A 25539-nucleotide genomic window follows, 5' to 3' on the forward strand; every position below is an offset into this window, starting at 1 on the left:
AATAGTTTAGTTGATTAATAATTAATAGCAATAACCAAACATAAATTCTAATGGTTAATCAGAAATATAAACTAAGTTCTAAATAAACAGGAGCTTTGGAAAATAACAAATTATGATATTTATTGAATTGAAATTCAATAAGATAATTATTGAAAGATAAGAAATATTATTCAATGTAAGACTTTTAATAGTATAAAATCTAAAATGAAAGTACTATTTGATTCCTTAAGATATCTTCAAAGGTTTCTCGTTCTCTTATAAGTTGGGGTTTTCCGTTATAAATTAAAACCTCAGCAGGTCTGTAACGCGAGTTGTAATTACTAGCCATAGTAAAACAATAGGCTCCAGCGTTTTTAAAGCAAAGTATATCCCCTTCATTGATTTCGGTAATGCGTCGGTTGTTGGCAAAAGTGTCTGTTTCACATATATAACCTACAACAGAATAAAAGCGTTCGCGACCTTTAGGATTGGAAATGTTTATAATCTCATGTTGTGAGCCATAGAGCATAGGTCTAATCAAATGGTTAAAACCTGAATCTACCTGTGCAAAAACTGTAGAAGTAGTTTGTTTTACGACATTAACTTTTGCTAAAAACACACCAGCTTCACTAACCAAGAATTTTCCTGGTTCAAAAGCCAGTGTGAGTTCTTTGCCATAATCTTTGCAAAAGAGATTAAAGCGTTTAGATAGTTTTTTTCCAAGTTCTTCAATGTTGGTTTCTATATCACCTTTTTTGTAAGGTACTTTAAAACCAGAACCAAAGTCAATAAAATCAAGGTTTTTAAAATTCTTTGCTGTTTCAAATAAAATTTCACTGGCATATAAAAATACGTCAATATCTAATATGTCGCTACCAGTATGCATGTGTATGCCATTAATGGTCATTTTGGTGTTTTCTACAATGCGAAGCAATAATGGGATCTGATGTATTGAAATCCCAAACTTGCTATCTATATGACCAACGGATATATTAGTGTTTCCACCAGCCATAACATGTGGATTTATTCTAATACATACCGGGATATTTGGGTGCTTAGAGCCAAATTGTTCTAAAATGGATAGGTTATCGATATTGATTTGGACACCTAGTTGTGCCACGTTCTCAATTTCTTCAAGTGATACGCCATTTGGTGTATAGATGATATCTTTTGGATTAAAACCAGCTCTCAGACCCAATTGAACTTCTTGTATGGAAACTGTATCCAGACCAGATCCTAAAGTATTAAAAAGTTTTAGCACTGATATGTTAGAAAGAGCCTTAACAGCATAATTGATTTTCAATTGCTTTACCGTTTTAAATGCAGTTGTTAATCTCTTGTATTGCGATATGATTTTTTCAGAATCATAAACATAAATTGGGCTTCCGTATTCTTTTGCTATTTGCAATAAATTAGTATAGTCCATTAATCCATAAAAATTGAGGGCACAAACATAGGCTTAGATACCTTATGTTGGAATTTATTATCAATTATTTACTAATTTTACACAATAAGTTAAATATTTAACAATGAAAACAGTAGCATCTTGTGTAGAAAGCATTGTGTTGGAACAGCCATTTTTAGAGGAAGGCCTAGCAAAAGAGATTATTAATTATTCAGCATTAGCAGAAGTTTTGCAAGATGAGGTATCTCGCCAATTGGGAAAACAAGTAAAAACAGGAGCGATTATGATGGCATTAAGACGTTTTAAAGATCGCTTGGAAGTGAGTAAACCATACTACAAGTTAGATGCATTACTAGGGCAGCTCGGTGATATTACTTTACGTTCTAACCTTAGTGATTTTACCTATAAGAACTCTAATACCTTAATTCATAGTCAGGCAGCGATTTTAAACAAAATAAAAGACAAGAGTAATATCTTTTACACATTTACCAGAGGTATTTTTGAAAGTAATATTATTATATCTAGTTCAGAAAGTACTTCAGTGCAAGAGAGTTTTAAAAATGAAGAATGCATTGCGGTAAAAGAGAACTTATCAGCTATAAGTCTAACCTTACCAAAAAGTAATACTACTGTTGCCGGCTTATATTATCAGATATTAAAGCGTTTGGCATGGCAAAACGTTGCACTATATGAGGTGATTTCTACAACAAATGAATTTACAATTGTAGTAGAAGATGCCTATGTAGATAGTGCATTTTCAATCATAAAAAATCTCAATAAAAAATAATGAAATTAATTATTTCAAAGGATTCAAAATTCAACCTAAAAATTATTGGTTTAAACTTAGGGTATATGTATTTTTGCGAAACGAATTAATTTCACGATTACAGATGAATTTACACGAATATCAAGGAAAAGAATTATTAAACAGTTTTGGTGTACGCATTCAACGCGGACTGGTAGCACAAAATGCAGACGATGCAGTTACAAAAGCAAAACAATTAACTAAAGAAACAGGTACAACTTGGCACGTTATTAAAGCACAAATTCACGCTGGTGGACGTGGTAAAGGGGGTGGAGTAAAATTAGCCAAAAACCTAGATGAAGTTAAAGAAATAGCTGGTAAGATTATAGGAATGAACTTAGTAACTCCTCAGACTTCTGCTGAAGGTAAACGTGTACATCAAGTTTTAGTTGCTGAGGATGTTTACTATCCAGGTGATTCAGAACCAAGCGAATTTTATATGTCCGTACTTTTAAATAGAGGCACAGGTCGTAATATGATTATGTACTCTACGGAAGGTGGAATGGACATTGAGGAAGTTGCTGAAAAAACACCTCATTTGATTTTTACAGAAGAAATTGATCCTGCAACAGGTATTCTACCATTTCAAGCACGTCGTATAGCTTTTAACTTAGGTTTAAGTGGTACTGCGTTTAAAGAAATGACAAAGTTTGTTACTGCATTATATACAGCTTATGATAAATCGGATGCTTCATTGTTTGAAATTAATCCAGTATTAAAAACAAGTGATGATAAAATTATGGCAGTTGATGCTAAAGTAACTTTAGACAACAATGCATTATTCAGACATAAAGATTTAGCAGAGTTACGTGACCTACGTGAAGAAAGTCCAATAGAAGTTGAAGCAGGAGAATTAGGATTAAACTATGTAGACCTAGACGGAAACGTTGGTTGTATGGTTAATGGTGCTGGGTTGGCAATGGCTACAATGGATTTAATTAAGCAAGCAGGTGGTGAGCCAGCTAACTTCTTAGATGTAGGCGGTACTGCTGACGCTGCGCGTGTAGAAGCTGCTTTTAGAATTATATTAAAAGACCCTAACGTAAAAGCTATTTTAATTAACATCTTTGGAGGTATTGTACGTTGCGATCGTGTAGCTCAAGGTGTTGTCGATGCTTACAAAAATATGGGTGACGCTATACAAGTACCTATTATTGTTAGATTACAAGGTACTAATGCTGATATCGCCAAAGACCTAATCGATAACTCAGGATTGGATGTATTAAGTGCTACAGAATTCCAGGAAGCTGCTGATAAAGTACAAGAAGTTCTTTCTTAAGGATATACTAGAACAATATTTTAATTGAGCGCCTTATATAAAGGCGCTTTTTTTATTGTTAATACTCTGCTAATCAATGTTAATCTGTGTTAACAAGTGTAACGTTATGAAATTAAATGTCGTCCTTTAAGTATCAATCATATTAAAACGAATAATTATGAAAACACTAAAAATGGTTATTCTAATCGCAACAATTGCGTTTAGCAGTGCTGTATCAGCCAGCACAAACCCTAACAAAAAAGCTGACGAGCCTAGCCTAATTACTAAAACAGTTAGTAATTTATTGGAAGAACCTTATTTTCAATTGACTGAAGATATTGATGCAACCGTGCAAATTGCAATAAATAAGGAAAACGAAATTGTTGTTTTGTCAGTAGACACCAAAAACAAAAAGGTGGAGAACTACATTAAAGGTAGGTTAAACTACAGGAAAATTCCAAATGATGTTATTGGTAGCGGTCATTACTATACAATACCTGTAAAGATGTTAAAATCAGAGAGACTTTAATTTTTGATTATTTTAAAAAAGAGAGTAACAATTAGTTGCTCTCTTTTTATAGATGCAACCCACATTCAGTTTTAGGATTGTTATTCCAGCGACCACTTCTGTCTTCTCCTGGTATTGTACAATGCTTACAGCCAATAGAATGATACCCGTTAGCGACTAAAGGATGAAACGGAAGGTTGTGCACTTCTATAAAAGCATCTCGTTCTTCTTTACTAACATCTAAAAGCGGATAAAACTTTAAAATATTGCCTCGCTCTTCAAAGATGTCCAAGGTTGCTCTATGATCACTTTGCCATTCCATTAAACCAGATATCCAAACCTTGTAATCTTTCTTTATTTTTTCTAAAGGTTGAACTTTATTGATTGAACAACAAAAATCTGGGTTCTTTTTCCAAGTTTCGTCTTTGGTTGTAAACTCATGTTCTTCTTTAATAGCGGAAATAGAAGTAACATTAAGATTGTATTTTTTCTCTAACGTAGTCTTGTATTTTAAGGTGTCTTCAAAATGATAACCTGTATCAATAAAGAATACTTCTTGTTTATTATTAATGTCTGAAATTAACTTCAATAAAAAAGCCGATGTAGCCGCAAACGAACTTGTCAGCATAATGTCTGCAATTTCAAAATCCATATATAATTGCTTTATACGCTCTTTTGCAGATAATGGCTTATATTTTTTATTAAGTGCTTTTATTTGCTCAGCAGAAATATCTAATAAAGGAGTGTGATTTGAAGAGGTTTCAAACATGCTATTAATCAAATTTTATACTACAATATATGGGCTTGATTTAGAACAAAAAAATGAAGCGTTTATTTTTGTGAAGTCGACAATTTATTCCTTCTTTTTTTGTGGTTTTGGCATTGGACCCCTTAAATGAATAATTAAACCATTTAGGAAATTACGAAGGATTTGGTCGCCACACTCCACATACTTAGGATGGTCTTCACGTCTAAAGAAAGCATTAAGTTCACTTTTAGAAATTCTAAAATCTACGAGTTCTAAGATTTTTACAATGTCTTCGTCCCTTAGTTTATGAGCAACTCTAAGTTTCTTTAATATATCGTTATTTGTCATAATTTAGTCATTAGTCATTAGTCATTAGTCATTAGTCATTAGTCATTAGTCATTAGCCACTGATAGGCTTTTCCAAAGTTTTCTGACCAAAGTTTTTCATTGTGCTCACCATCCTTTATAATATAGTTTTCGATTTGATTATCGTCGACACCTTTAGATTCCAATAATTCAACCATACGTATTTGATCTGGTACCATATTTTCTCCTTCTTTTTCTCCGACTAAGAAAAAGAATTTTGAGGTTTTAGGGATGTCAGTAGTTGCTGCCAAATCATAAATCTTTTCACTAAACCAAAACGATGGCGAAAATACACCTCCATTACCAAACGTTTCGGGATATTTAATTACTGCATAAAAAGAAATGAGCCCTCCAAGTGAAGCACCAAAAATGGTGGTGTTTTCTGGTTCAGATTTTGTTCTGTAAGCAACATCTATGTGTGGTTTAAGAGTATTTTTTATAAAGGTAACGTAGGCATCACCTTGTCCACCTCCATATTTTTCGTGCCTGTAAGGTGTTAATTCATTAATACGTTTTTCATTGCCATGCTCAATGCCGATAACGATACTTTCGTTTTGAGTAATAGAGTCTAAATATTCATCTACTTTCCATTCCCCAACATATGACGTTTCATCATCAAATAAGTTTTGTGCATCGTGCATATAAACCACAGGATACGCTTTTTCAGAATTTTCATAATTTTTGGGTAAATACACCCATATTGTTCGTATAGTATCAAGTTGAGGAGCTTCGATAGTAAAATTTGTAACCTGTTTAGAAGCAGTGCTTTGCGCATTAATTTTGAAACAAAAAAGTAAACAAAAAGTTAATAAAAAATGGCTGAAACGCATACTATTAAAGACTTTTGAGCTTGATAAAAGTTTAAAAAAACCGACTAAGTACAATTAATTTTTCGACAAGATACATTATATCAACGACAATAAAATAATGTACCTCAGTAACTTTACAATGTTAATTAATTCCCTCTTATAAATGATCAACCGTGCTGAAAAATTGAGTTTGCTTTCTGAGATGATTGCTTTTGCTCAAACAGATAACAATATTAGAACAATAGAATATAATTTCTTGTTTAGTATTGCAAAGCAATTGGATATTTCTAAAGAAGATTTTGAATACCTTTTTAAACATCCCGTAACCTATGTACATCTAAAAACGCATAGTGAGCGAATTGTTCAGTTTCATAGGCTGGTTCTTTTAATGAATTTAGATCATAAGGTTTCACCAAAGCAGTTGGTTAAGATTCATAACTTTGGCTTACGTATGGGTCTAAGTCATGAGTCTATAAACCGTGTTTTAGATCTAATGGATAGTTTTCCAAACAAAATTGTGCCTCCTGATTTTTTGATAGATATTTTTAAGGTTCAGTACAATTAAGTGTTTAATTGTTGAAACGTTTATTTGCTTACTATTGATACATTTATTAGCAAGCTGTTCATTTATTAAGTGATTTTCTGATTTTTTACTAGATATTAGACATTATCTATTTCACTTTCAACTTTTCTAACTTTTCCTGATAAGCTGTGATTTCATCTCTAAATTTAGCAGCTTCCATAAAGTCTAAGGCTTTTGCTGCTTGTTCCATTTGCTTCCGTTTTTCCCTGATCTTTTTCTCAAGTTGAGACTTTGTTAGGTACTCGCTCTCTGGTTCAGCAGCCAACTTTGCATCGAGTTCGGTTCTATATGTGCTTACAGAATTTTTAGCTAATGCACTATCTAAACTTTTGTTTAGTGCTTTTGGAGTGATGTTGTTTGCAGTGTTATATGCAATTTGCTTTTCGCGTCTGTAGTTGGTTTCATCGATGGTTTTCTGCATACTATTGGTAATAGTGTCTGCATACATAATAGCTTTTCCGTTTAAGTTTCTTGCTGCTCTACCAACAGTTTGTGTTAATGAGCGATTAGAACGGAGAAAACCTTCTTTATCGGCATCTAAAATAGCAACCAAAGATACTTCTGGTAAGTCTAAACCTTCACGAAGTAAGTTGACACCAACCAAAACGTCAAAAATTCCTTTGCGCAAATCCTGCATAATTTCTACACGTTCTAATGTGTCAACATCACTATGAATGTAACGACAACGGATGGCAATGCGTGTTAAGTATTTTACCAACTCTTCAGCCATACGCTTTGTTAATGTTGTAACCAAAGTACGTTCATCTTTTTCGACACGCTCTTGAATTTCTTCGATTAAATCATCAATCTGATTCAAGCTAGGACGCACCTCAATGATTGGATCTAATAAACCTGTTGGTCTAATCACTTGCTCAACATAAACACCATCGGTTTTCTGCAATTCGTAATCGGCAGGAGTGGCAGAAACATAGATGACTTGATTCTGAAGCGCTTCAAATTCTTCAAATTTAAGGGGTCTATTATCCATGGCAGCAGGTAATCTGAAACCATATTCCACTAAATTTTCCTTACGACTTCGGTCGCCACCATACATGGCATGCACCTGCGAGATGGTTACATGACTTTCATCTACAACCATTAAATAGTCATCTGGAAAATAGTCCAATAAACAGAATGGCCTTGTGCCTGGAGCTCTTCCGTCTAAATATCTTGAATAATTCTCAATACCAGAGCAGTAACCTAATTCACGAATCATTTCAAGATCAAACTCAGTACGCTCTTTGAGGCGTTTAGCTTCTAAATGCTTGCCAATGTCCTTAAAGTAATCGTGTTGTTTTACTAAGTCGTCTTGTATGTCACGGATAGCATTCTGTAGCACATCAGGTGACGTTACAAACATGTTTGCAGGATATATGTTTAATCGGTCGTAGCGCTCTATGACTTCATTAGAATAAGGGTTAAAAGCTTCAATTTCTTCAATCTCATCACCAAAAAAATGAATTCTGAAAGCATTGTCTGAATAACCAGGAAAGATATCCACAGTATCTCCCTTAATCCTGAAGTTTCCGTTTTTAAAGTCCGCTTCGGTTCGCGAGTATAAACTTTGAACTAACTGATGTAATAGTTTGGTTCTAGAAATGACCTGATCGCGCTCTAGCGTGATTACGTTTTTCTGAAACTCAACAGGATTGCCAATACCATATAAACAGGATACTGATGCTACTACCAAAACATCGCGACGGCCAGAGAGTAGAGAAGAGGTTGTGCTTAATCGCATCTTCTCAATTTCTTCGTTTATAGATAAATCTTTTTCAATGTAAACCCCAGTTACCGGTATATAAGCTTCAGGTTGATAGTAATCGTAATACGACACAAAATACTGAACAGCATTATTAGGGAAAAACTGTTTGAATTCCGAGTACAATTGTGCAGCCAAGGTTTTGTTGTGCGCCAAAACCAAAGTTGGTCGTTGCACTTTTTCAATGACATTAGCTACGGTAAAAGTTTTACCAGAACCAGTTACACCTAGTAGGGTTTGGTAACGTTCACCTTGCGTAATACCATCAGCTAGTTGTTTTATTGCTTGTGGTTGATCTCCTGTAGGTTTAAATTCTGATTCTATCTTAAAGCGCATAGCACAAATTTACGATAAAGATTGGCAGTAATCAATTAACGTTTTAAAGCAAAATGGCCTTTAATTTCGTAGTTTGAAGTGTCCTGTCTAAACTTTACGATATACCAATAATCGCTTGAAGGCATAGGATTGCCGTTGTAATTTCCGTCCCAACTAAAACCGCCAGAATACGATTGTAGCATTATTTTTCCATAGCGATCAAAAATCTGTAGGCTTTCAATTTGATTGAGGTCTGAATTTGCACCTACAATTTGCCAAATGTCATTGACATCATCACCATTGGGAGTGAAGAATTTTGGGATACCGACTATTGTTATTGTTTCTTCAATTATTCCACAGCCATTTCTGTCATTTATATAAATAGTATGTTGGCCTCCGGAAATATTAGTAAATACATTGCTTTCTTGATAAAAACCATCACTGTCATCTAAGGCATAATCATAAAAACCTTGACCAGAAACATTGACGGTAATGGTATTATTTGGCGAAATACCTTCAATGGAAATACTTTCAACAATAGCTGTTTCAGATGCGCTTACTGTTATTGTTCGGCTTGATGAACAACCGTTAGGATCAGTAACAATTACGGTGTAGTTTCCGGCTTCATTTATTTCATTGAATGAAGTGTCAGCATCTGTCAAAGTACCATTAAAGTACCATTCATAGTAGTAATTGTTTGGTAAATCGTTTAAAACACCTCCATCAATCGTAATAGTTTCAGGAAAAGTATTTGTACAATAGATTAAGGTTTCGTCTGCTTCTAATACAGGAGTGTAAAGTACATTAAGATTTGCTGTTGAAATGCTGAAACACTGGTTATCGTTTTTAATTTTCACAAAAATGGTTTGGGAATCAGCAATTATGTTGGTGTAATTATTTGGTAATGTGTTACTTTCACTTAACGCATCTTCAAGGGATTCGTAATATGATACTTGAGATCCTGTAGGAATTTGAGCAATGATGGATGCTTCAATATTACTTAAGGTAAACGTCGCAAACCCATCCATATCCACTCCGTCGCAGGCACCTAAATCTGGAATTGAAATTGTATTGTTTGACGTTTGTAATTCCAAATCGACAACATCAAAACAATTGGCAGCATTGACAATCCGTGCATACACATTTTGAAACGATATGCTATTTTGAAAACTAGTTGGATTGCTAATCGGGTTAGTATTACTCGTAGCATCTTCTTCTGATAAAAAGAAATCTGTTACTACAAGATTATTATCATTGTTAGTTAGATCGCTTGAAGCATCAAAAAGATTGTAAGTGGTTAATCCGTCTGTATCTACGTCACATTCCCTTAAAATTGAATTCTGACCTATTGGTAAAGGAGCATATTCTATAATGACTTCTCCATAAGAGATACAGTCGTTCAAAATGGTGACTTCGACATTATAGATGCCAGATTCGGTTACGGTAAAAAAGCCGCAGTCTAAACAATTTGATGCGGTTTCTTGTAGAATACCATCTTTATACCAACGGTATGAACTTACAGAAGGATTGTTTGCGTTTAGTTCTAGGGTTTCACCTTCACATAAAGCGTTACCTGTTGCAATTAGTCTGTTTGGCCCTAAATCGGTTGACAATTGAAAGCTTCCAGCTTCAAGAAAAACGGCTGAGTCATAACGGTAGTTTTGCTCATCCGCAATGACTAGTTTTACATGGTATGACTGATTGGGAATAACATTTGCTGTTGCAGTTAAAACCGCTGTTTGACCGTTAAAATTTATAGGCGAGTTAATACCATTATAAGACCCAAAGTAAATTTCGTTTTGAGGTGGACATGAGCCAGGTACACCTGGAGTTACTGTTGTAGCTTTTACTGGTGTATTGGTATCAGGAACCAATGCAATATTTTCATATTGATTTTGACCCGTCGTTGGCCGAATTAAAAAGCCAAACAAATCGGAAAACTCGCAACTATTAGGATTGTTTTCTTGGTATTCTTCTGAAGCGAAAAGGTATCGAAAACTGACTTGAGGAGCGACAGCTGTAAAGTCAAATTCCAAAATGGTAGCGTTATAGGTGTTACTTTCATTAAGCGCATTTTCTAAGTCAATGTCACCTTGCCAATTTGGGGCATCATCATCACTTAAATTATCATTTGGACCAGGTACATTTGCCAATCTACCTGTACTTAAAACAACACCGCTTTCAAAGGGGAAATTTGTCCCAGTAGCGTCAAAATAGCCATAGCTTTGGTCTGCACTGTTAAAATTACCACCAACTATATTGGTTACGTTCACATTAGTAATGCAGTTACTATCAATTAATATGTCTTCAATGAGTTGTTGCGGAGTATAGGATTGACTATCTACTACAAAATTCTGTGAGTAGGTAAATAGTGAAATAAAAAACACAATAGATCCAAATATCTTTTTCATCTCAAATTTTAGGGACTGCAAAGATACATATACATAATATTAAAAAGTGTTAAGTATAGGTTATAACTAACGCCTTAAAGCAAAGTGCCCTTTCACTTCAAAAGCATTTTCATTTTGTCTCACTTTTGCAATGTACCAATAGTCACCTGCAGGCATAGGGTTGCCGTTGTAAGAGCCATCCCAACCAGGAGAAGTATGTAAAAGTGTTTTAAGTAGTTTGCCATACCTATCAAAAATATAGATAACTGTACCAGGAAGCGTTTCCACACCAGTAATATGCCAGGTATCGTACTGTCCATCACCATTGGGAGATAGGTGTTTTGGAGTATCTATAACCAATATCTCTCTGGTAATCTGTGCACAACCATTTTGATCAATAATGGTTACGGTGTTGTAGCCAATAGGCACATTGTAGAAGGTGCCCGAGGTCTGAAAAGGTTGATCGTTCAATTGATAGAGATAGTTGCCTATACCAGTTACCGTAATAATAATATTGTTAGGATCCGCAAAATCAACGGTCTCCACCACATCAATTTCAGCGGAGTTAGATTCCGTTACAGTGAATGTAGACGTGGTTTGGCAGCCAAATTCATTGGTAACTGTTACTGAGTAGGTACCAACAGATGTAATCTCAATTAAAGAAGATGTTTCATTTGTAGACCACTCATAGCTATCCAAAGGATTGTTGGTCTCGGCAGAGACTACCAAAGGAAAATCGTTGAGACAAAGCACCTGGTCATCAATAGCTACAAAAGGCTTGTTATTGACAATGACCGAGAATTGCGTAAAACTAAAACAACCAGTTACACTATTTTCAACCCTTGCAAAAATAATCTCATTGTTTGAAGCAACATATGGATTGGCTAAGCTATTGCTGTTTTCAATAGCATTAGCTTCAGAAGTAAAATAACTCACCAAGAACTCATCAGGATTTTGACCTAAAAGAATTGAAGCGTCTTGTTGCGATAAATCAACAAGTAACTGTCCATCAAAATCATCATCACACTCTACTATGTTATCTGGTTGATTTGCAACAGGAAGTGGATTAATGCGTAACTCAAAAGGATAGATAGCATAACAACCAGTAGTGCTATATTCTACTCTTGCTACCAAGTTTTCAATAGTGTTTGTGTAGATGTAATCTGTACTTAAAGCATTATTATCATTTTCGGCATCGTCTGTAGTTTGGTAATAACTAATCAAAACATTGAAAGTGTTATCTACCAACAGCAAATCGACATCGTGCAAGTCCAAAGTATTGGTATCATTATCACAAATATCATAAACACCAAACTGATTGATTTCAGGAGGTGAGTTGATAATCAGTTCAAAAGGTACGACCGAGAAACAATCCGTAGTTGCGTTACGAACTCTGGCATATACTGTCTCAGGGCTGCTGGTATTTGTATAAGCCGTAGGATTGCCAATAGCATTCACATTATTTTGAGCATCAGCTTCGGAATTGAAATAAGTGAAATCTATATTGTATTGTCTGCCATCTAAGATATTGAGTTCAATTTCAGTTAAATTCCACTCAACAGAAGTATCATAATTATTACCACAAGCCACTAAGGATTGTCCATAGGTCACCTCAGTCAATGACAGTGTGTTAAGATTAAAGGTTTCAACATTATAGCAGCCAGAGCTGGCATTTTCAATTCTTGCATAAATAATCTGAGGATTATTTACGGCCGTATAGTTTAACGGAATGGAATTGGTGCCAAGCTCAGCATTTAGAGGTGTTAAGTGAAAAGAAACATTAAGGTCTGTGGTGCTGCCAAGTTCAATTTCATCAATAGTACTGCTAAGGTCTGTTGTTGCCAACCCAGTATTGTTGACATCGCATACAAAAATACCAGTAGGTATGTTGTAATCTGGTGCTTGCCTAACTTCAATTTGCATTGGTGCCACTTGAAAACAGTTATTTTCTGCTTCGTTTTCTAACCTTACATAGATAGTCTGTGGGTTAGATACATTTTGGTAAGGAATAGTTTTGTCTATTTCATTTTCTCTATTAATGGCATCATCTTCAGTTTCAAAATAAAGGACTTGCATGCCTTGTTGGTTGTTGATGATTTCTAAATCTTTATCACTAAATATGAAGTCTCCTGATTGGTTTGTATCAACAATACAAGAAATATATTCAGAGATACTACTAATAATAGGTTGATTATATATCTGCACTTCAAATTGCGTAACTGTAAAGCAATCTAAACCGATTAACTGTATTCTCACATAGATAGTTTGCGTCTGGGAATTAAAATTATTAGGGTTTGATATAGCATCACTGTTTTCATTTGCTTTTCGCTCAGTTAGATGATAAGAGACATTGAATTGACTAGGGTCAATTGAGAATTGATTTAAAGCAGTTTCTAAATTTACAACTTCAAAACCATTAAGGTCATCATCACAAGCTGTGATTGGGGGAATAGAAGCTATATCTAAACTATTAAGAATGTTAAGGCCGAGAGTTGTTATTGTAAAACAACCAGTTAAGGTATTGGTAACTTTAGCATAAACTTCACCGAAATTTCCTATTACATCTATATCTTCTATGGTATTTTGATTGCCTAATGCATCTTGTTCTGTAGCAAAGAAAGTAACACTAACATTTGTTAAACCCTGCTCAACATCTGCCCGAAAAGGCAATAAATTTATAGTTGTTGAATTGTTTAACTCGTTATAGTTGCCACAGGCATCTACCGTTTGTGGTGTTACCAAAGGTGGACTTCCAACATTCAGAATAACTTTGGATAATGTTGAGCAAGCCTCAATTCCGTTAACTATATAATATGACCTAATAAATAAAGTCTTTGTGCCATTAACTGTGATATCCAAAGCTTGGTCTAACTGATTTATACTATTCTCACGATCTTCTTCAGTTTCATAATATTCGATGAATAAATTTGAAGCATAAAAAGATTCTAAATCTAATCCCTCAACAATCTCTGAATTTATTTCATCAAAGTTAAAATCTACAATACCGTCATAAGAAAAATCATCACACCCATATAATGTTACACTTTCTTCAAATATATTATATAGATAGTTTTTGTGTAGTTCTAAATTAAGTATTGTCTCACAATAGGTCTCATCGAAGGATATACCTAGTGGAAGTATGGTTGATGCATTTGTAATGGTAACTAACCTAGGATCCCCTAATATTGGAACAAGAACCCTAACATTGGCTCCAGGAAAAACTTCTTGTATTGCTGCAATAGCATCTTCTAAATTAAAGGTAGTAGGTACATTTTCATAAGTATATATTATCGATCCTTGATTGTCATAATAATCGGGACTTAAACATGCATCTATGATAAAATTTTCGATTCCTAAATCTGGTGATGTTAAATAATTAAAATATACACGTTCTAAGGAGTAACAACCTGTATTGATGCCTTCTATTCTAGCAATCATGTATTCAGGATTGTCCGTGAAGTCAGGATATTCGGTTAATTCATTAATTTCAGCTATAGCATCTTCTTCATTTAGATAATAACTTACATCACTAAAATCACCGAATTCGGTAATCAAAGGGTCTAAAACATATATGTTTGCCAATGTAAAATCAGAAAAATTACCATCACATATGTTTACGGTAATTTCGGTTGAATTAGGTTCTGAGTTGACAATAGTATTGAATGAGCCCACCTGCAAACAATCTCCACTCAAACTCTCAATTCTAACAAAAATAGTTTCTTCTTGTTCAGTGTTTTGATATATGCCATTTATTGGATTAATATTACCTTGTGCTTCATCTATACTTAAGTGATAAGATATGTTGTAGTTATTGGATGCTAACTCAGCAAAAATTTCATCATTTTTCAAAAGAGGAAAGTCAAATTCATAGATTCCATCACTAGGTGAAGAATCACAGACAGAAAGATCTTCTATAGGTGCGGCTATTTGATAGGGGATTACATCTAGCTCAATACTATCTTCTAACAAACAGTTACTCGTAGAGTTTGTAATTGTTATTTCTACTCTGTAAGTACCAGATTGACTAATCTGTAGTGTTGGGCTGGTTTCACCATTTATTAAGCTATCATCTAAAAACCACGAGTAATTTGCATCAGGATTGTCAATGTCGGCATCCAAAATTAAATCGCTGCCACAAACAGATTGGTCTGGTCCAAGATCTATGGCACCACCAAAACCTTCTGCTTCAATAAAAACTGCAGAGTCAAAACGTTGGTCTATATGGTCTGCAATTACAAATTTTATTTCATATTCCTCATTTGGTATAACTGCAGTATTTGCTATTAATATTGTAGTTTGGCCGTTGAAGTTTGTGCTTGGTAAACTATAGCCTTGAAAATAGTCTTCATTTATCGCATTACAAAACCCATTGATATTGGGATGAATGGTATTGGTACTTACTTCGGTAGTTGTTTCTGGTACTAGTGCAATATTAACGAAAGGGTCTGTACTACCAGCAGGTCTAATTAAAATAGCAAATACATCCCTGAAATTACAAGGATATTCTTGTTGGTATTCATCCGAAGCAAACAGGTATTTAAAGGCAACAAAATTATTTGCAGTACTAAAGTTAAACTGAATTGAGGTAGCATTGAGGGTTTGGTCTATGCCAAGAACATTCAGCACATCAGGATCTGTTTCCCAGTTTATATTGCCGTCACTCAGGTTTTCGGTTATGACGGAATTTCCAGCTTTTGTTATGCTTCCTGTAGATAAAACGATACCACTTTCTAAAGGGAAACCAGAAGAGCCTCTGTTAAAATTTCCATAGCTAATGATATTATTTACATTGCCATTATAAGGTGATGAAATATTGTTGACCGTAGCACAATTGTCACCTACCAAATTCTGGATAAGTTGTTGCGGAGTTAGAGTATTGTCCGTGACGATTTGTTGGGAAAACAAAAAGTTTACGAACAACAAAAAGAGGAGAAGAGTAAGTGATCTATTCCCTGTCATAGCTTTTTTTTAAGAGGACATTAGGTATTACTTTAGTTCTCTTATAATCAAAGATAGGAAAAAGCTTATACTTTCTTTTATTTTAAGTAATAATTTGCTGTATATAAGTGTTTAACGACGTATAGCAAAATGCCCTTTTACCTCAAAAGACTGATTTCCTCTTGCTACATTCGCAACAAACCAGTAGTCACTTGCAGGTAGGTTTAGACCGTTTAAAGTGCCATCCCAACCAGGACTATCATGTCTTAGAGTAGCTAAATGCTTACCGTAACGATCAAAAATATGAATAATGGTTCCAGGTAGTGTTTCGACACCAACAATATGCCAAGTATCATATTGGCCGTCTCCGTTTGGGGACATGTGTTTTGGAATATCTATTACTAAAACCTCTCTTGTTACTTCAGAACAACCATTTAAATCTATAATTGTTACAGTATGATAACCCATACCTACGTTATCAAAAAAGTTAGATTCTTGGGGTTCACCATCGTCTAATTGATACAAGTAATCTCCAATACCACTTATGGTAACTGTGATATTATTAGGGTCTGAAAAATCTATAACTTCTGTAGCTTCTATTGTTGCAGCTTCAGATTCAGCAACACTGAAAACTCTGGTATTTTCGCATCCAAACTCAGAAGTTACGGTTACCCAATAGGTTCCAATTTGTTGTATTGTAATTTCTGGTGTGGTTTCACCAGTAGACCAAATATATTGATCTGTAGGGTTGTTGGTGTTTGCAGAAACAATTAATGGTAAATTGTCCAAACAAATAACCTGATCTTCAATATCTATAATAGGTAATGGATGAATAATAACTGAAAACTGTGTTGTAGAGTAGCAACCAGTTGCATTGTTTTCTACTCTAGCGTATATGATTTCAGAATCAAAAGCCATGTAGTTGGTATCTAGTGCTGATAAATTATTGTTGGCATCACCTTCAGAATTATGGTAGGTTACTGTGAAGTTGGATAGGTTTTGAGTTCCAAGTATTTGAGCATTCTGCAGTGTTAAATCAAAGTCTAATAATCCATCGTAATCATCATCACATCCTTCTAGATCACTTGGTTGATTGGCTATAGGTAGCGGATTTACGTTAAGATTAAATTCATACACAGTAAAACAATGGGTTGTACTGAATTCAGCTCGTGCATAAAGTGTATCGTTATTGGTTGAATATGTGTAATCAGTATTTAGTGCATTTTCGTTAGCATAGGCATCGGCTTCATTTGTGTAATAACTGAATAGTACATTAAAACTTTCATCCATTATTACCTCATTGATTTCAGTTAAATCGAAACTATTGTCTTCATTTTCGCAAATGTCGAATGATTGAAAATCATTAATAAAAGGTGGCATATTTACACTTAAATCAACAGGAACCAAGACATAACAGTTTGAGATAGTATTATTTATTTTTATATAAACTGTTTGCGGATTACTCGTGTTAGTATAGGCTTCTGGATTTGAAATGGTATTGATGTTGGCCTCGGCATCATCATAGTTTTCAAAATAACTAATCTCAATATCATCTTGCCTAACATCTAAAATGTCAAATTCAGCATTGATTAAATCAAATTCTGTAAATCCGTCGTAATCTGTATCGCAGGCAATAAGAGGAACAGAAGGATTAACGTCAGGTACTTGTATTATATTAAGTTCAAAAGAAGTTATAGAGTTACATATTGTACCATTATCAATTTGAACAAAAATAGTTTGTGGGTTTACCGTATTGGTAAATTGAAGTGGTAGAGGGTCAATACTATTTTCGGCATTATTTAACGAGGTATAAAATGTTACTGTTAGGTTATCTGAAATACCTTCTGATATTTCTATAATCTTAGTTGATAAATCAAAAGTTTCAGAGCCGTCGTTAGATATGTCATCACAAACAAACCAATCTACAGGCTCATTGTATACAGGATTAGTACCAACTTCAATTATAAAACTAGAAGTACCGTAACAATCTTGATCTGTGAGATTTTCCACTCTTACAAAAATCGTTTGTGGTGTAGTAATATTTTGGTAAGCTACATCTTTGTCAATGGCATTTGTTCTATTGTCTGCATCATTTTGATTTAAATAATATAAAACTTGCTTGCCTGTTTGTCCATTTAGAATTTCTGCATCTTTAGTGTTGAAAATAAAGTCTGCAAAGCCATCGCTACTATCCTCACAAATTTTGTAATTGTCTATTGCAGTAAATACAGGTAAGGTGTTAACTGTAATATTTAGTATTTCTGTTGAATGGCAACCAGTAGTTGTGTTTTCTACTCTAACGTAAACAGTTTCTGTTTGTGCATTATAAGTGTTTTCGTTAGCTATAGCGTTATTACCATTATCAGCATCAGTTTGACTGGTATGAAATGTAATTTGTCTTTCGTTAGTAGTACTTACTACTTCTGGAATAACATCTAATAGATTGATAGTAAATAACCCATCTTGGTCATCATCGCAAATCACAATATCGGATGGTGTAGAAGTAACTGGAGCTTCTAAAACCGTAATTTCAAAAAAGGTAATGTCTGAACAACCTGTCTCATCAGATGTTATTCTAGGGTAGACTGTAAAAGGATTCGTTGTATTTGTATAAAAATTTGGTAAAACGTTTGTGTTATTTCTGGCGTCGTCTTCAGTTAAAAAATAAGTAACACCAAACCCATCTAAGTCATCTGTTACTTGAGCATCAAATTGAGATAAATCTGTTGTTGTAAAACCATCTTGGTCTTCGTCACAAACGGTTTGATTAATAATATTTTCAAACTCATATACAGGAATTAGTATTAAGTCTATTTGCTCTATATCGTAGCAAGTAGCACTGGTTAATCCTAAATAGATGGTTTGTGGATTACTGGTCGGAATGAATGGTACTGTTTGGTCTAGAGCATTTACCTGATTATCTCTATCTGTTTCAGTTAAGTAGAATTCAATAGAAATGCCAAACTCAGTTGGCAAGTCATTAATAATACTTGATGCAATGCCTAAAAAATTAAACTCTTCAACTCCATCATTATCAATATCGCAAAGGGTAATATCCCTTATTTCTGTGGCAGTAAGTAATAAATTGGTATGAATTTCTATAGGAGTTACAGAAGCACAACCTGTAGTGTTACTTTCAACCCTGATATATATAATTTGTTCTTCAGAAACAGTATTAGTGTAGTTAGTGTCATCTGCAATAGGGTTGATTCCTGTTAAAGCATCGTCATTGGTTTCATGAAATGTAACGGTAACACCAGTTAAACCTTGTAACACGTCAGGGATTATGCTTGTTAAATCAAAACTGGCGAAGCCATCATGGTCTGCATCACAAGCATCTATGTAATGGTCTTCAGTGTTTATGACAGGATTATCTAAAACCGTAATATCTAAACTTGTAGTACTAATACAACCCGTAAACTCATCTCTAACACTTACAAAAACCTGCTCATTTGTGTTGGTGTTCACATAAGGCATTGGTAATGGATTTGCACCAGATGATGCATCTATTTGAGAACTATGATAGGTAACAATTAGATTTGTAAGACCATTAGTGATCTCATCATTTTTTATGTTAAGATCTATAGTGGTAAATCCATCAGCAACTTGGTCATCACAAACCTCTAAAGATGATGGATTGTTGATGTTAGGTAAAGGATTAACAATAAGATTAAAGCTTGAAAAGGCTAAGCAGCCATTATTAATATCTTCAATTCTTGCATGTATGACTTGTGGATTTGTAGTATTTTGAATTGAGCCATTGATACCATTAATACCATTTTGTGCTTCAGTATCAGAATAGTGATATGATATGTCATAGTTTGAAGGTGGCACAGAAGCTAAAACTTCTGCATCTTTAGTGGTTAAATCAAAAGTTTCTATACCATCATTACTAGTATCATCACATATATCATAATCTGATATTGGGCCTGAAGATTGTGTAGAACTTAAAGTAAGGTTAATCTCATCTTCAATAATACAAGAACCTCCAGATAGTGGAATTTCAATTTCTACACGATAATTACCTGATTGGGTAGCATTGAGAGTGGTTTGGTTTTCACCAGAAATTAATACATCATTAAGGTACCAATTGTATGTGGCTTGAGGATTACCTATATCTCCATTTAAAATGATTTCGCTAGCACAGGTTGAAAAATCTTCGCCTAGGTCTACAGTGGCATTAAAACTATTTCCCTGTATAAAAACCGCAGAATCATAGTTCTCATCCGTTTGGTCGGCAATAATGAGTTTTATTTGATATTCTACATTAGGTTGAATGGTTGCAGTAGCAGACAATACGGTTGTTCTGCCATTATAATTCGTGTCTCCAAGGCTGTAACCTTCAAAGTATTGTTCGTTTGAAGCTTCACAAAAACCTACAATTTCTTCATGAACTGTATTTGTATTTACTGGTGTCGAAGTTCCTGGAACTAAGGCGATATTGGTATAAGGTGCACCAGTACCAGCTTCTCTAATTAAAAAAGCAAAACCATCTGAATACTGACAAGGGAAATTCCCAAAATATTCTTCAGAGGCTAAAATGTAATTAAATTGGATTTGATTAGATATAGAGATAAAATTAAACTCAATAGATGTAGCATTTAGTGTACCTGTAATGCCAAGTGCAGCTTCTAAATCAGTATCGGTTCCCCAACTATTATTACCTTCGTTTAATGTAGCTGAGTTTTCAGTATTTCCGGCAGAATTAGCATTTCCAGTGCTTAATACAATTCCATTTTCAAACGGAAAATTCGAGGCTGCCCTTTCAAAGTAGCCAAAACTACCCAAACCAACAACACTACCATTAGATGGTGAACTAATATTAGAAACTTCTACACAACCCTGAATGAAATTGTTTTCAATTAAATTTTGTGGACTAACAGAATTATCTACCGTGATTTGTTGCGCAAAAGAAAAACTGCAGATAAAGCATAAGCATAGTAGGAGGGAACGGTTAATATAATCCATAAGTTAGGTTAAGTTTACTGTACAGTTTTTTATCATTTTTTGGGGCTGATAGTTTTGTACGTTCTAAGCTTGAAAAATAACTGTAATAAAGACTAAATACAAAAAAATACGATGAAATACGTTAAATGTTAACATATTTAAATATTTTGTATTCTAAATCGCACAAAAAAGACCTCAAAAAGAGGTCTTTTTCCCAAATTGAAATTTCGAAAACATTACAGCCTCAACAAATAATGCTTCTTAACCTGAAACTCCATATTGTTGTTTTCCATGATGGAAAAACATAGCTTTCGATAAATAAAATATTAAGAGGGATTTGTGTATGATGCTCATGAGGGAGATTAAAATCTATACACAGTATTAAAATTAATTGATGATTATCTTACCTGCAAATGAAAAAGATAAACGGATAAAAATCTTAACAAATCTAGTAATTTACGTACACCCAACCTACCATTGGTCGATAGTTAGGATCATTGAGGTTTAGAATATAGTAATACGTACCTACAGGAACAGTTTTACCATGATTGTTTAATCCACTATTTATTTTTCCGTTCCAAGGCTTTTCATTGTTGCCTTCAAAAATAATATCACCATATCGGTTAAAGATTTTTAATTGATGCTCAGTAAAAATGTCATATAATCCTTGTATGTTAAACCAGTCGTTAAACGTATCGTCATTAGGTGAAAAACCATTCGGCACATAAGGTGGGCAATTTTCTATGGTAAGTTGAAACGTGTAAATTTCATAACAAGGAGGACTTTCTAACCTTACATAAATAGTCTCAGGATTTGAAGCGTTATTGTAAGTACTTGGTATTAAAATAGAATTCGATGCTGTTTCTAAGTCTTCGAGGGATAGATAAAAAGAGACATCTTCTTCATCATATTCCAGATTCATTAAGGCATCATACAAATTATAAGTTGAGACTTCAAAACCCTCGTTGCAGCCAACTAATCCTGGTAAAGTGATGATGTCTGGTATGACTAATAGCTCAATATCAACAAAGTTAACATTATTATCCTCGTTGGTTTCAGTTACGATTCCGGACATGGTACCATCGTCATCAACAATTGCGATTATGGTTAAATTAGGGTTTGAGTCTTCAGGCACAGTCACAATTATGGTATTAGATTCGGACTCACCAATATTTAAAGTGTTTATAGTTTGGCTTTGCCCAATAAGTAGACCATCTAAATAAAATGCAATTGGTGTATTAGCAGGTAGTATATCTGTACTATTAAAATTATTGACCGTATAGAATAGTTCAATACTATTGTCCCCACAGTTTACTATATAATCGTCAACATCTATGGTAGCATCTGGTAATTGGCTGTTTAGTACTGTAATGATATTGTTAATCATTACATAGTCCTGCCCAGAGGTTAAGGTTATTGTTGCAGAGGTATCTCCAATATTGATATTATTCTGAATGTTATACACATCAATATCCATATTATAAAGATTTGTAGCACCTGTAAATGAATTAGTACCATTAAAAGCATTGTTGGCAGGATTCAAAGGTGGATTACTAATAACATTACCATTAATACTTAGTTGTTCATTAACGGCAAGAGATTGATCTCCTTCCCAAGCAATGAAACCAATTTTAGCGTTTTCATTATCTAAAACATTTAGATTGTCTAATGTGATACTTAAAAAAGTCGGGACGCTTTGTAGGCCATCATAAACATTAAGTTGGTTTAAGGGTAAGGTATCGTCTTGGTAAATTATAGATATAGCCCAACCGCCAAAATTTGTACCCGTAGGACAGTATGGTGCGATAACACTATTAAGATCAAAATTTGAAATAGTATATGTGTCATTGCCTAGAGTGGTTACAATATCAGTAACATCAGCAAAAGCTGCAAAAAATACACGGTTGGCATCCAAGGCATCGCTAAAGGTACGTTCTGCAGTTATAGGTAAATCATTAATTGTAATGTCAAAATCACCTGTTCCTGAGCCTGCCCAATACAGATAGGCGGCAACAATAGTTTGATTAGTACTTAGGTTTAAATCAGCTGATGAAGTAGTAGCTATTGTGCAAGGTCCTGAAGGGCCATTCTCAGCAATATTCATGGTGTTACCTATGGCAACATAATCAAAACGTCCATTGAATTGTTGAAACAATGAGATATCTTGAGCTGATACTGGTAATACTAAGCCTAAAAAAAGCAAATAAAGTATGTGATATGCCTGTTTCAAATGGCTTGGATTGGTTTCATCTAAATTACTATTAATATTTATCGTACCAAACTAAAGTGACTTGTAAAGACTCTACCATCTTCTAGTTGTACTTTAAACCAATAATCGGCACTTGGCATTTTAGCACCATTATAAGTGCCATCCCAACCACCACCAAGAGGATTGAGTTCTACCAATAGCTTACCGTAACGGTCAAAAATTTGAATACTAGTATTGGCTTGAAATTGACTGCTAATACCTTTGACTTGCCAAAATTCGTTTGTACCATCACCATTTGGTGTGAAGAATTTAGGAAAACCAATAACCGAGACTAATTCATCTGTAATACCACAATCATTTTTATCTCTAACAAATACAGTGTAGAGTCCTGGTAATACATCTTCGAATATGTTGGAATCTTGATAAGGACCATCAACATCATCTAATGCGTATTCATAATCTCCTTCGCCTGAAACTAAAACAGTAATGGTATTATTATTGGAAGCATCAACAACTTCAATTGCTTCAATAGTTGCAATATTAGATGGTAAGACTGTAATGGTTCTGTCTTTAAAACAACCGTTAACGTTAGACACCCTAACATTGTAGGTGCCTGGTGCATCAACTTCTATGGTTGCTGTATTTTCACCAGTAGACCAATCAAATAAATAGTTACTTGGAGAGTCGTTAACAATGCCAGCATCTAATACGATTGTATCAGGGAAACTATTGAGGCAGTATAACGTTTCAAATTCGGTCTCAATATCTGGAAGTTCGTAAACGGTAAGTTCAATTTCACTAATACCATAGCAAGCATTAGAGTTTTCAACACGAGCATAAATCGTTTGATTATAAGGAATAGTATTGGTAAAGTTTGTGCCAAGCGGATTAGTTTCCAACAAAGCATCTTCATAAGTTTCAAAATATTGAAGATTTAAACCAACAGGGGCACCAGCAAGCACAATGGCATTGGTGTCGTTAAGGTTGAAAACTGCAAAACCATCTTCATTACCATCATCATCGCACACAGCCAAACTAGCATTGTTAGAAGATGTAGTACTAACTTCTAAAGATACTTCACTAAAACTCACACAGCCTGTTGAAGTATTAGTAACTCTTGTATAAACAATTTGTGGATTGAAGAAATTGTCAAAAGCATCGGCATTAATTTCATTTTCATTATTTTCTGCATCTACTTGAGATAAATAATAAGTAACATCAGCATTTGAATCTCCGTTGGTAACTTCATTAGATATTTGATTAAGATTGAAAGTAGTAAAACCTTCAGGTATGCCATCTTCATCACATTGTATTAGCGATAAATCATTAGCAATTGGCTTTGCAGCTACTACAATATCAAACGAGGTAAACCCAACACAACCACTGTTTATATCTTCAATTCTTACAAAAATTTCAGTAGGAGTTGCTACTGTATTTGTATAAATGGTTGGTAAAGCTGAATTATCAGTTTCTGCATCTGCTTGAGATAAATGGTAGGTTATATTATAATTTGCACCTAAAATACCATTGATAATCTCTTGAGTCTTTAAATCAAAATCAAATGTGACTTGTCCATTTTGGTCATCACCATCAGTGTCATCATCACACAATTGATATGTAGTTGGGTTATTAAAATTTGAAAAACCAGTAATATTGATTACAATATCGTTTATAATAAAACATCCAGTAATCGTATTCTCAATTCTGATAAAAACAGTCTGGGTGATAGGAAAGCTAGTAAAAATATCGCCAAGAGGATTTACATTGATGGTAGCATCGTTTTCAGATATGTGGTAACTCACTGCAACATCTGTAGCACCATTAATGATATCTTGTGAAAGATTAGAAAAGTCTACTTCTGTTATAGCATCATCAAAAGGTGCAATTCCGTCACAAAGTTCTAAAGGGGGTAAACTTGTGATATTCGGATTGGCTAAAGTAGGGTTTGAAGGTCTTTCAGGAAACGTTGCGGTACCAGTCCATTCTAGAGAAAACGGACTATTGCCAACAGGCCTGTCTATTACTAAAAAATAAGTTTCGCCTGCTAGTACATCTAAATCACTTACAAAACTATCGCCATCCGCACCAGGCCCTTCATCTGGATCTGGATCATCAGGACTCATTCCTGTGAGGTTATTGCCTTGATTAGCTGCTGCTGGATTGGTGGTTGAGCATCTTATGGTTTGCCCTAGATTACCACAAGTGGCATTAGGACCAAAAAGAAAAAAGTCATAATCCTCAGAAATAGCAGTACTACTTGGTGTTAATGTAAAAGCAAGCGTACCAGAAGTTGCAATAGTTACTTGAAACCAGATACTGTTATTTTCACCACTACCACAATCACTCAGTCCTTGTACTTCTTCAACACCTTGTCCATTAACATCAAACACAAAGCTTGAATTACCACAAACCGTGATGGCATTGACACAGTCATTAGGTTCTTGGCTGTAACAGAAAATGCTAAAGCATAAGATAGCTATTGCTAATAGGTTTTTATTATAAAATAGATTTGGTTTCAAA

Annotated in this window: 14 protein-coding genes; 4 read left to right on the forward strand and 10 right to left on the reverse strand. The window is 34.4% G+C overall.

Annotated elements, in window-relative coordinates; translation table 11 throughout:
• Nucleotides 1–199: 199 nt before the first annotated feature.
• On the reverse strand, nt 200–1405 hold the full coding sequence (lysA, locus tag ACPX19_RS09005) for a diaminopimelate decarboxylase (RefSeq protein ID WP_426429673.1): 1206 nt from the start codon (nt 1403–1405) through the stop codon (nt 200–202).
• A gap of 103 nt (nt 1406–1508) precedes the next feature.
• Here lysA and ACPX19_RS09010 point away from each other — a divergent pair, with 103 nt between their 5' ends.
• The 3 genes from ACPX19_RS09010 (at nt 1509) to ACPX19_RS09020 (ending at nt 3976) form a co-directional block, all read left to right on the forward strand.
• Nucleotides 1509–2171 carry a hypothetical protein gene (locus ACPX19_RS09010; protein ID WP_426429674.1) on the forward strand — a complete coding sequence of 221 codons (663 nt, stop codon included), beginning with the start codon at nt 1509–1511 and terminating at the stop codon, nt 2169–2171.
• A gap of 103 nt (nt 2172–2274) precedes the next feature.
• Nucleotides 2275–3468, forward strand: coding sequence for an ADP-forming succinate--CoA ligase subunit beta (gene sucC, locus ACPX19_RS09015; RefSeq protein ID WP_426429675.1), 1194 nt, complete (start codon nt 2275–2277; stop codon nt 3466–3468).
• Between the two features lie 157 nt (nt 3469–3625).
• Nucleotides 3626–3976, forward strand: a complete 351-nt coding sequence (locus ACPX19_RS09020; protein WP_426429676.1) for a hypothetical protein — start codon at nt 3626–3628, stop codon at nt 3974–3976.
• Nucleotides 3977–4022: 46 nt separating this feature from the next.
• On the opposite strand, the gene ACPX19_RS09025 is transcribed toward ACPX19_RS09020, so the two are convergent.
• From ACPX19_RS09025 to ACPX19_RS09035, 3 genes are all read right to left on the reverse strand, one after another.
• Complete coding sequence (locus ACPX19_RS09025; protein ID WP_426429677.1) at nt 4023–4724, reverse strand: phosphoadenylyl-sulfate reductase; 702 nt, start codon at nt 4722–4724, stop codon at nt 4023–4025.
• A gap of 84 nt (nt 4725–4808) precedes the next feature.
• Entirely contained in the window at nt 4809–5051 is a 243-nt protein-coding gene (locus tag ACPX19_RS09030; RefSeq protein WP_426429678.1) for a DUF1456 family protein, read from the reverse strand.
• A gap of 38 nt (nt 5052–5089) precedes the next feature.
• Entirely contained in the window at nt 5090–5899 is an 810-nt protein-coding gene (locus ACPX19_RS09035) for an alpha/beta hydrolase (protein ID WP_426429679.1), read from the reverse strand.
• 142 nt (nt 5900–6041) lie between these two features.
• Between ACPX19_RS09035 and ACPX19_RS09040 the strand changes: the two genes are divergently transcribed.
• On the forward strand, nt 6042–6443 hold the full coding sequence (locus ACPX19_RS09040) for a TerB family tellurite resistance protein (RefSeq protein WP_426429680.1): 402 nt from the start codon (nt 6042–6044) through the stop codon (nt 6441–6443).
• Between the two features lie 106 nt (nt 6444–6549).
• On the opposite strand, the gene uvrB is transcribed toward ACPX19_RS09040, so the two are convergent.
• From uvrB to ACPX19_RS09070, 6 genes are all read right to left on the reverse strand, one after another.
• Complete coding sequence (uvrB, locus tag ACPX19_RS09045) at nt 6550–8556, reverse strand: excinuclease ABC subunit UvrB (protein ID WP_426429681.1); 2007 nt, start codon at nt 8554–8556, stop codon at nt 6550–6552.
• Between the two features lie 35 nt (nt 8557–8591).
• The gene (locus ACPX19_RS09050) at nt 8592–10946 is read right to left on the reverse strand and encodes a choice-of-anchor L domain-containing protein (protein WP_426429682.1); all 2355 of its coding nucleotides are present in this window, start codon (nt 10944–10946) and stop codon (nt 8592–8594) included.
• A gap of 66 nt (nt 10947–11012) precedes the next feature.
• Nucleotides 11013–15884 (reverse strand): choice-of-anchor L domain-containing protein, encoded by a 4872-nt coding sequence (locus ACPX19_RS09055; protein WP_426429683.1) that lies wholly within the window; start codon nt 15882–15884, stop codon nt 11013–11015.
• A gap of 111 nt (nt 15885–15995) precedes the next feature.
• Nucleotides 15996–20831, reverse strand: coding sequence for a choice-of-anchor L domain-containing protein (locus ACPX19_RS09060; RefSeq protein WP_426429684.1), 4836 nt, complete (start codon nt 20829–20831; stop codon nt 15996–15998).
• A gap of 427 nt (nt 20832–21258) precedes the next feature.
• Entirely contained in the window at nt 21259–23040 is a 1782-nt protein-coding gene (locus ACPX19_RS09065) for a gliding motility-associated C-terminal domain-containing protein (RefSeq protein ID WP_426429685.1), read from the reverse strand.
• Nucleotides 23041–23078: 38 nt separating this feature from the next.
• Nucleotides 23079–25538 (reverse strand): T9SS type B sorting domain-containing protein, encoded by a 2460-nt coding sequence (locus ACPX19_RS09070; protein WP_426429686.1) that lies wholly within the window; start codon nt 25536–25538, stop codon nt 23079–23081.
• Between the last annotated feature and the right edge of the window lies 1 nt (nt 25539).

The organism is Winogradskyella sp. HB-48 (assembly GCF_049942685.1).
Taxonomy (GTDB): domain Bacteria; phylum Bacteroidota; class Bacteroidia; order Flavobacteriales; family Flavobacteriaceae; genus Winogradskyella.

Bases quoted from the DNA above. Each gene is read 5' to 3' on its own strand.
- lysA (WP_426429673.1), bottom strand. From the start codon at position 1,405: ATGGACTATACTAATTTATTGCAAATAGCAAAAGAATACGGAAGCCCA.
- ACPX19_RS09010 (WP_426429674.1), top strand. From the start codon at position 1,509: ATGAAAACAGTAGCATCTTGTGTAGAAAGCATTGTGTTGGAACAGCCA.
- sucC (WP_426429675.1), top strand. From the start codon at position 2,275: ATGAATTTACACGAATATCAAGGAAAAGAATTATTAAACAGTTTTGGT.
- ACPX19_RS09020 (WP_426429676.1), top strand. From the start codon at position 3,626: ATGAAAACACTAAAAATGGTTATTCTAATCGCAACAATTGCGTTTAGC.
- ACPX19_RS09025 (WP_426429677.1), bottom strand. From the start codon at position 4,724: ATGTTTGAAACCTCTTCAAATCACACTCCTTTATTAGATATTTCTGCT.
- ACPX19_RS09030 (WP_426429678.1), bottom strand. From the start codon at position 5,051: ATGACAAATAACGATATATTAAAGAAACTTAGAGTTGCTCATAAACTA.
- ACPX19_RS09035 (WP_426429679.1), bottom strand. From the start codon at position 5,899: ATGCGTTTCAGCCATTTTTTATTAACTTTTTGTTTACTTTTTTGTTTC.
- ACPX19_RS09040 (WP_426429680.1), top strand. From the start codon at position 6,042: ATGATCAACCGTGCTGAAAAATTGAGTTTGCTTTCTGAGATGATTGCT.
- uvrB (WP_426429681.1), bottom strand. From the start codon at position 8,556: ATGCGCTTTAAGATAGAATCAGAATTTAAACCTACAGGAGATCAACCA.
- ACPX19_RS09050 (WP_426429682.1), bottom strand. From the start codon at position 10,946: ATGAAAAAGATATTTGGATCTATTGTGTTTTTTATTTCACTATTTACC.
- ACPX19_RS09055 (WP_426429683.1), bottom strand. From the start codon at position 15,884: ATGACAGGGAATAGATCACTTACTCTTCTCCTCTTTTTGTTGTTCGTA.
- ACPX19_RS09060 (WP_426429684.1), bottom strand. From the start codon at position 20,831: ATGGATTATATTAACCGTTCCCTCCTACTATGCTTATGCTTTATCTGC.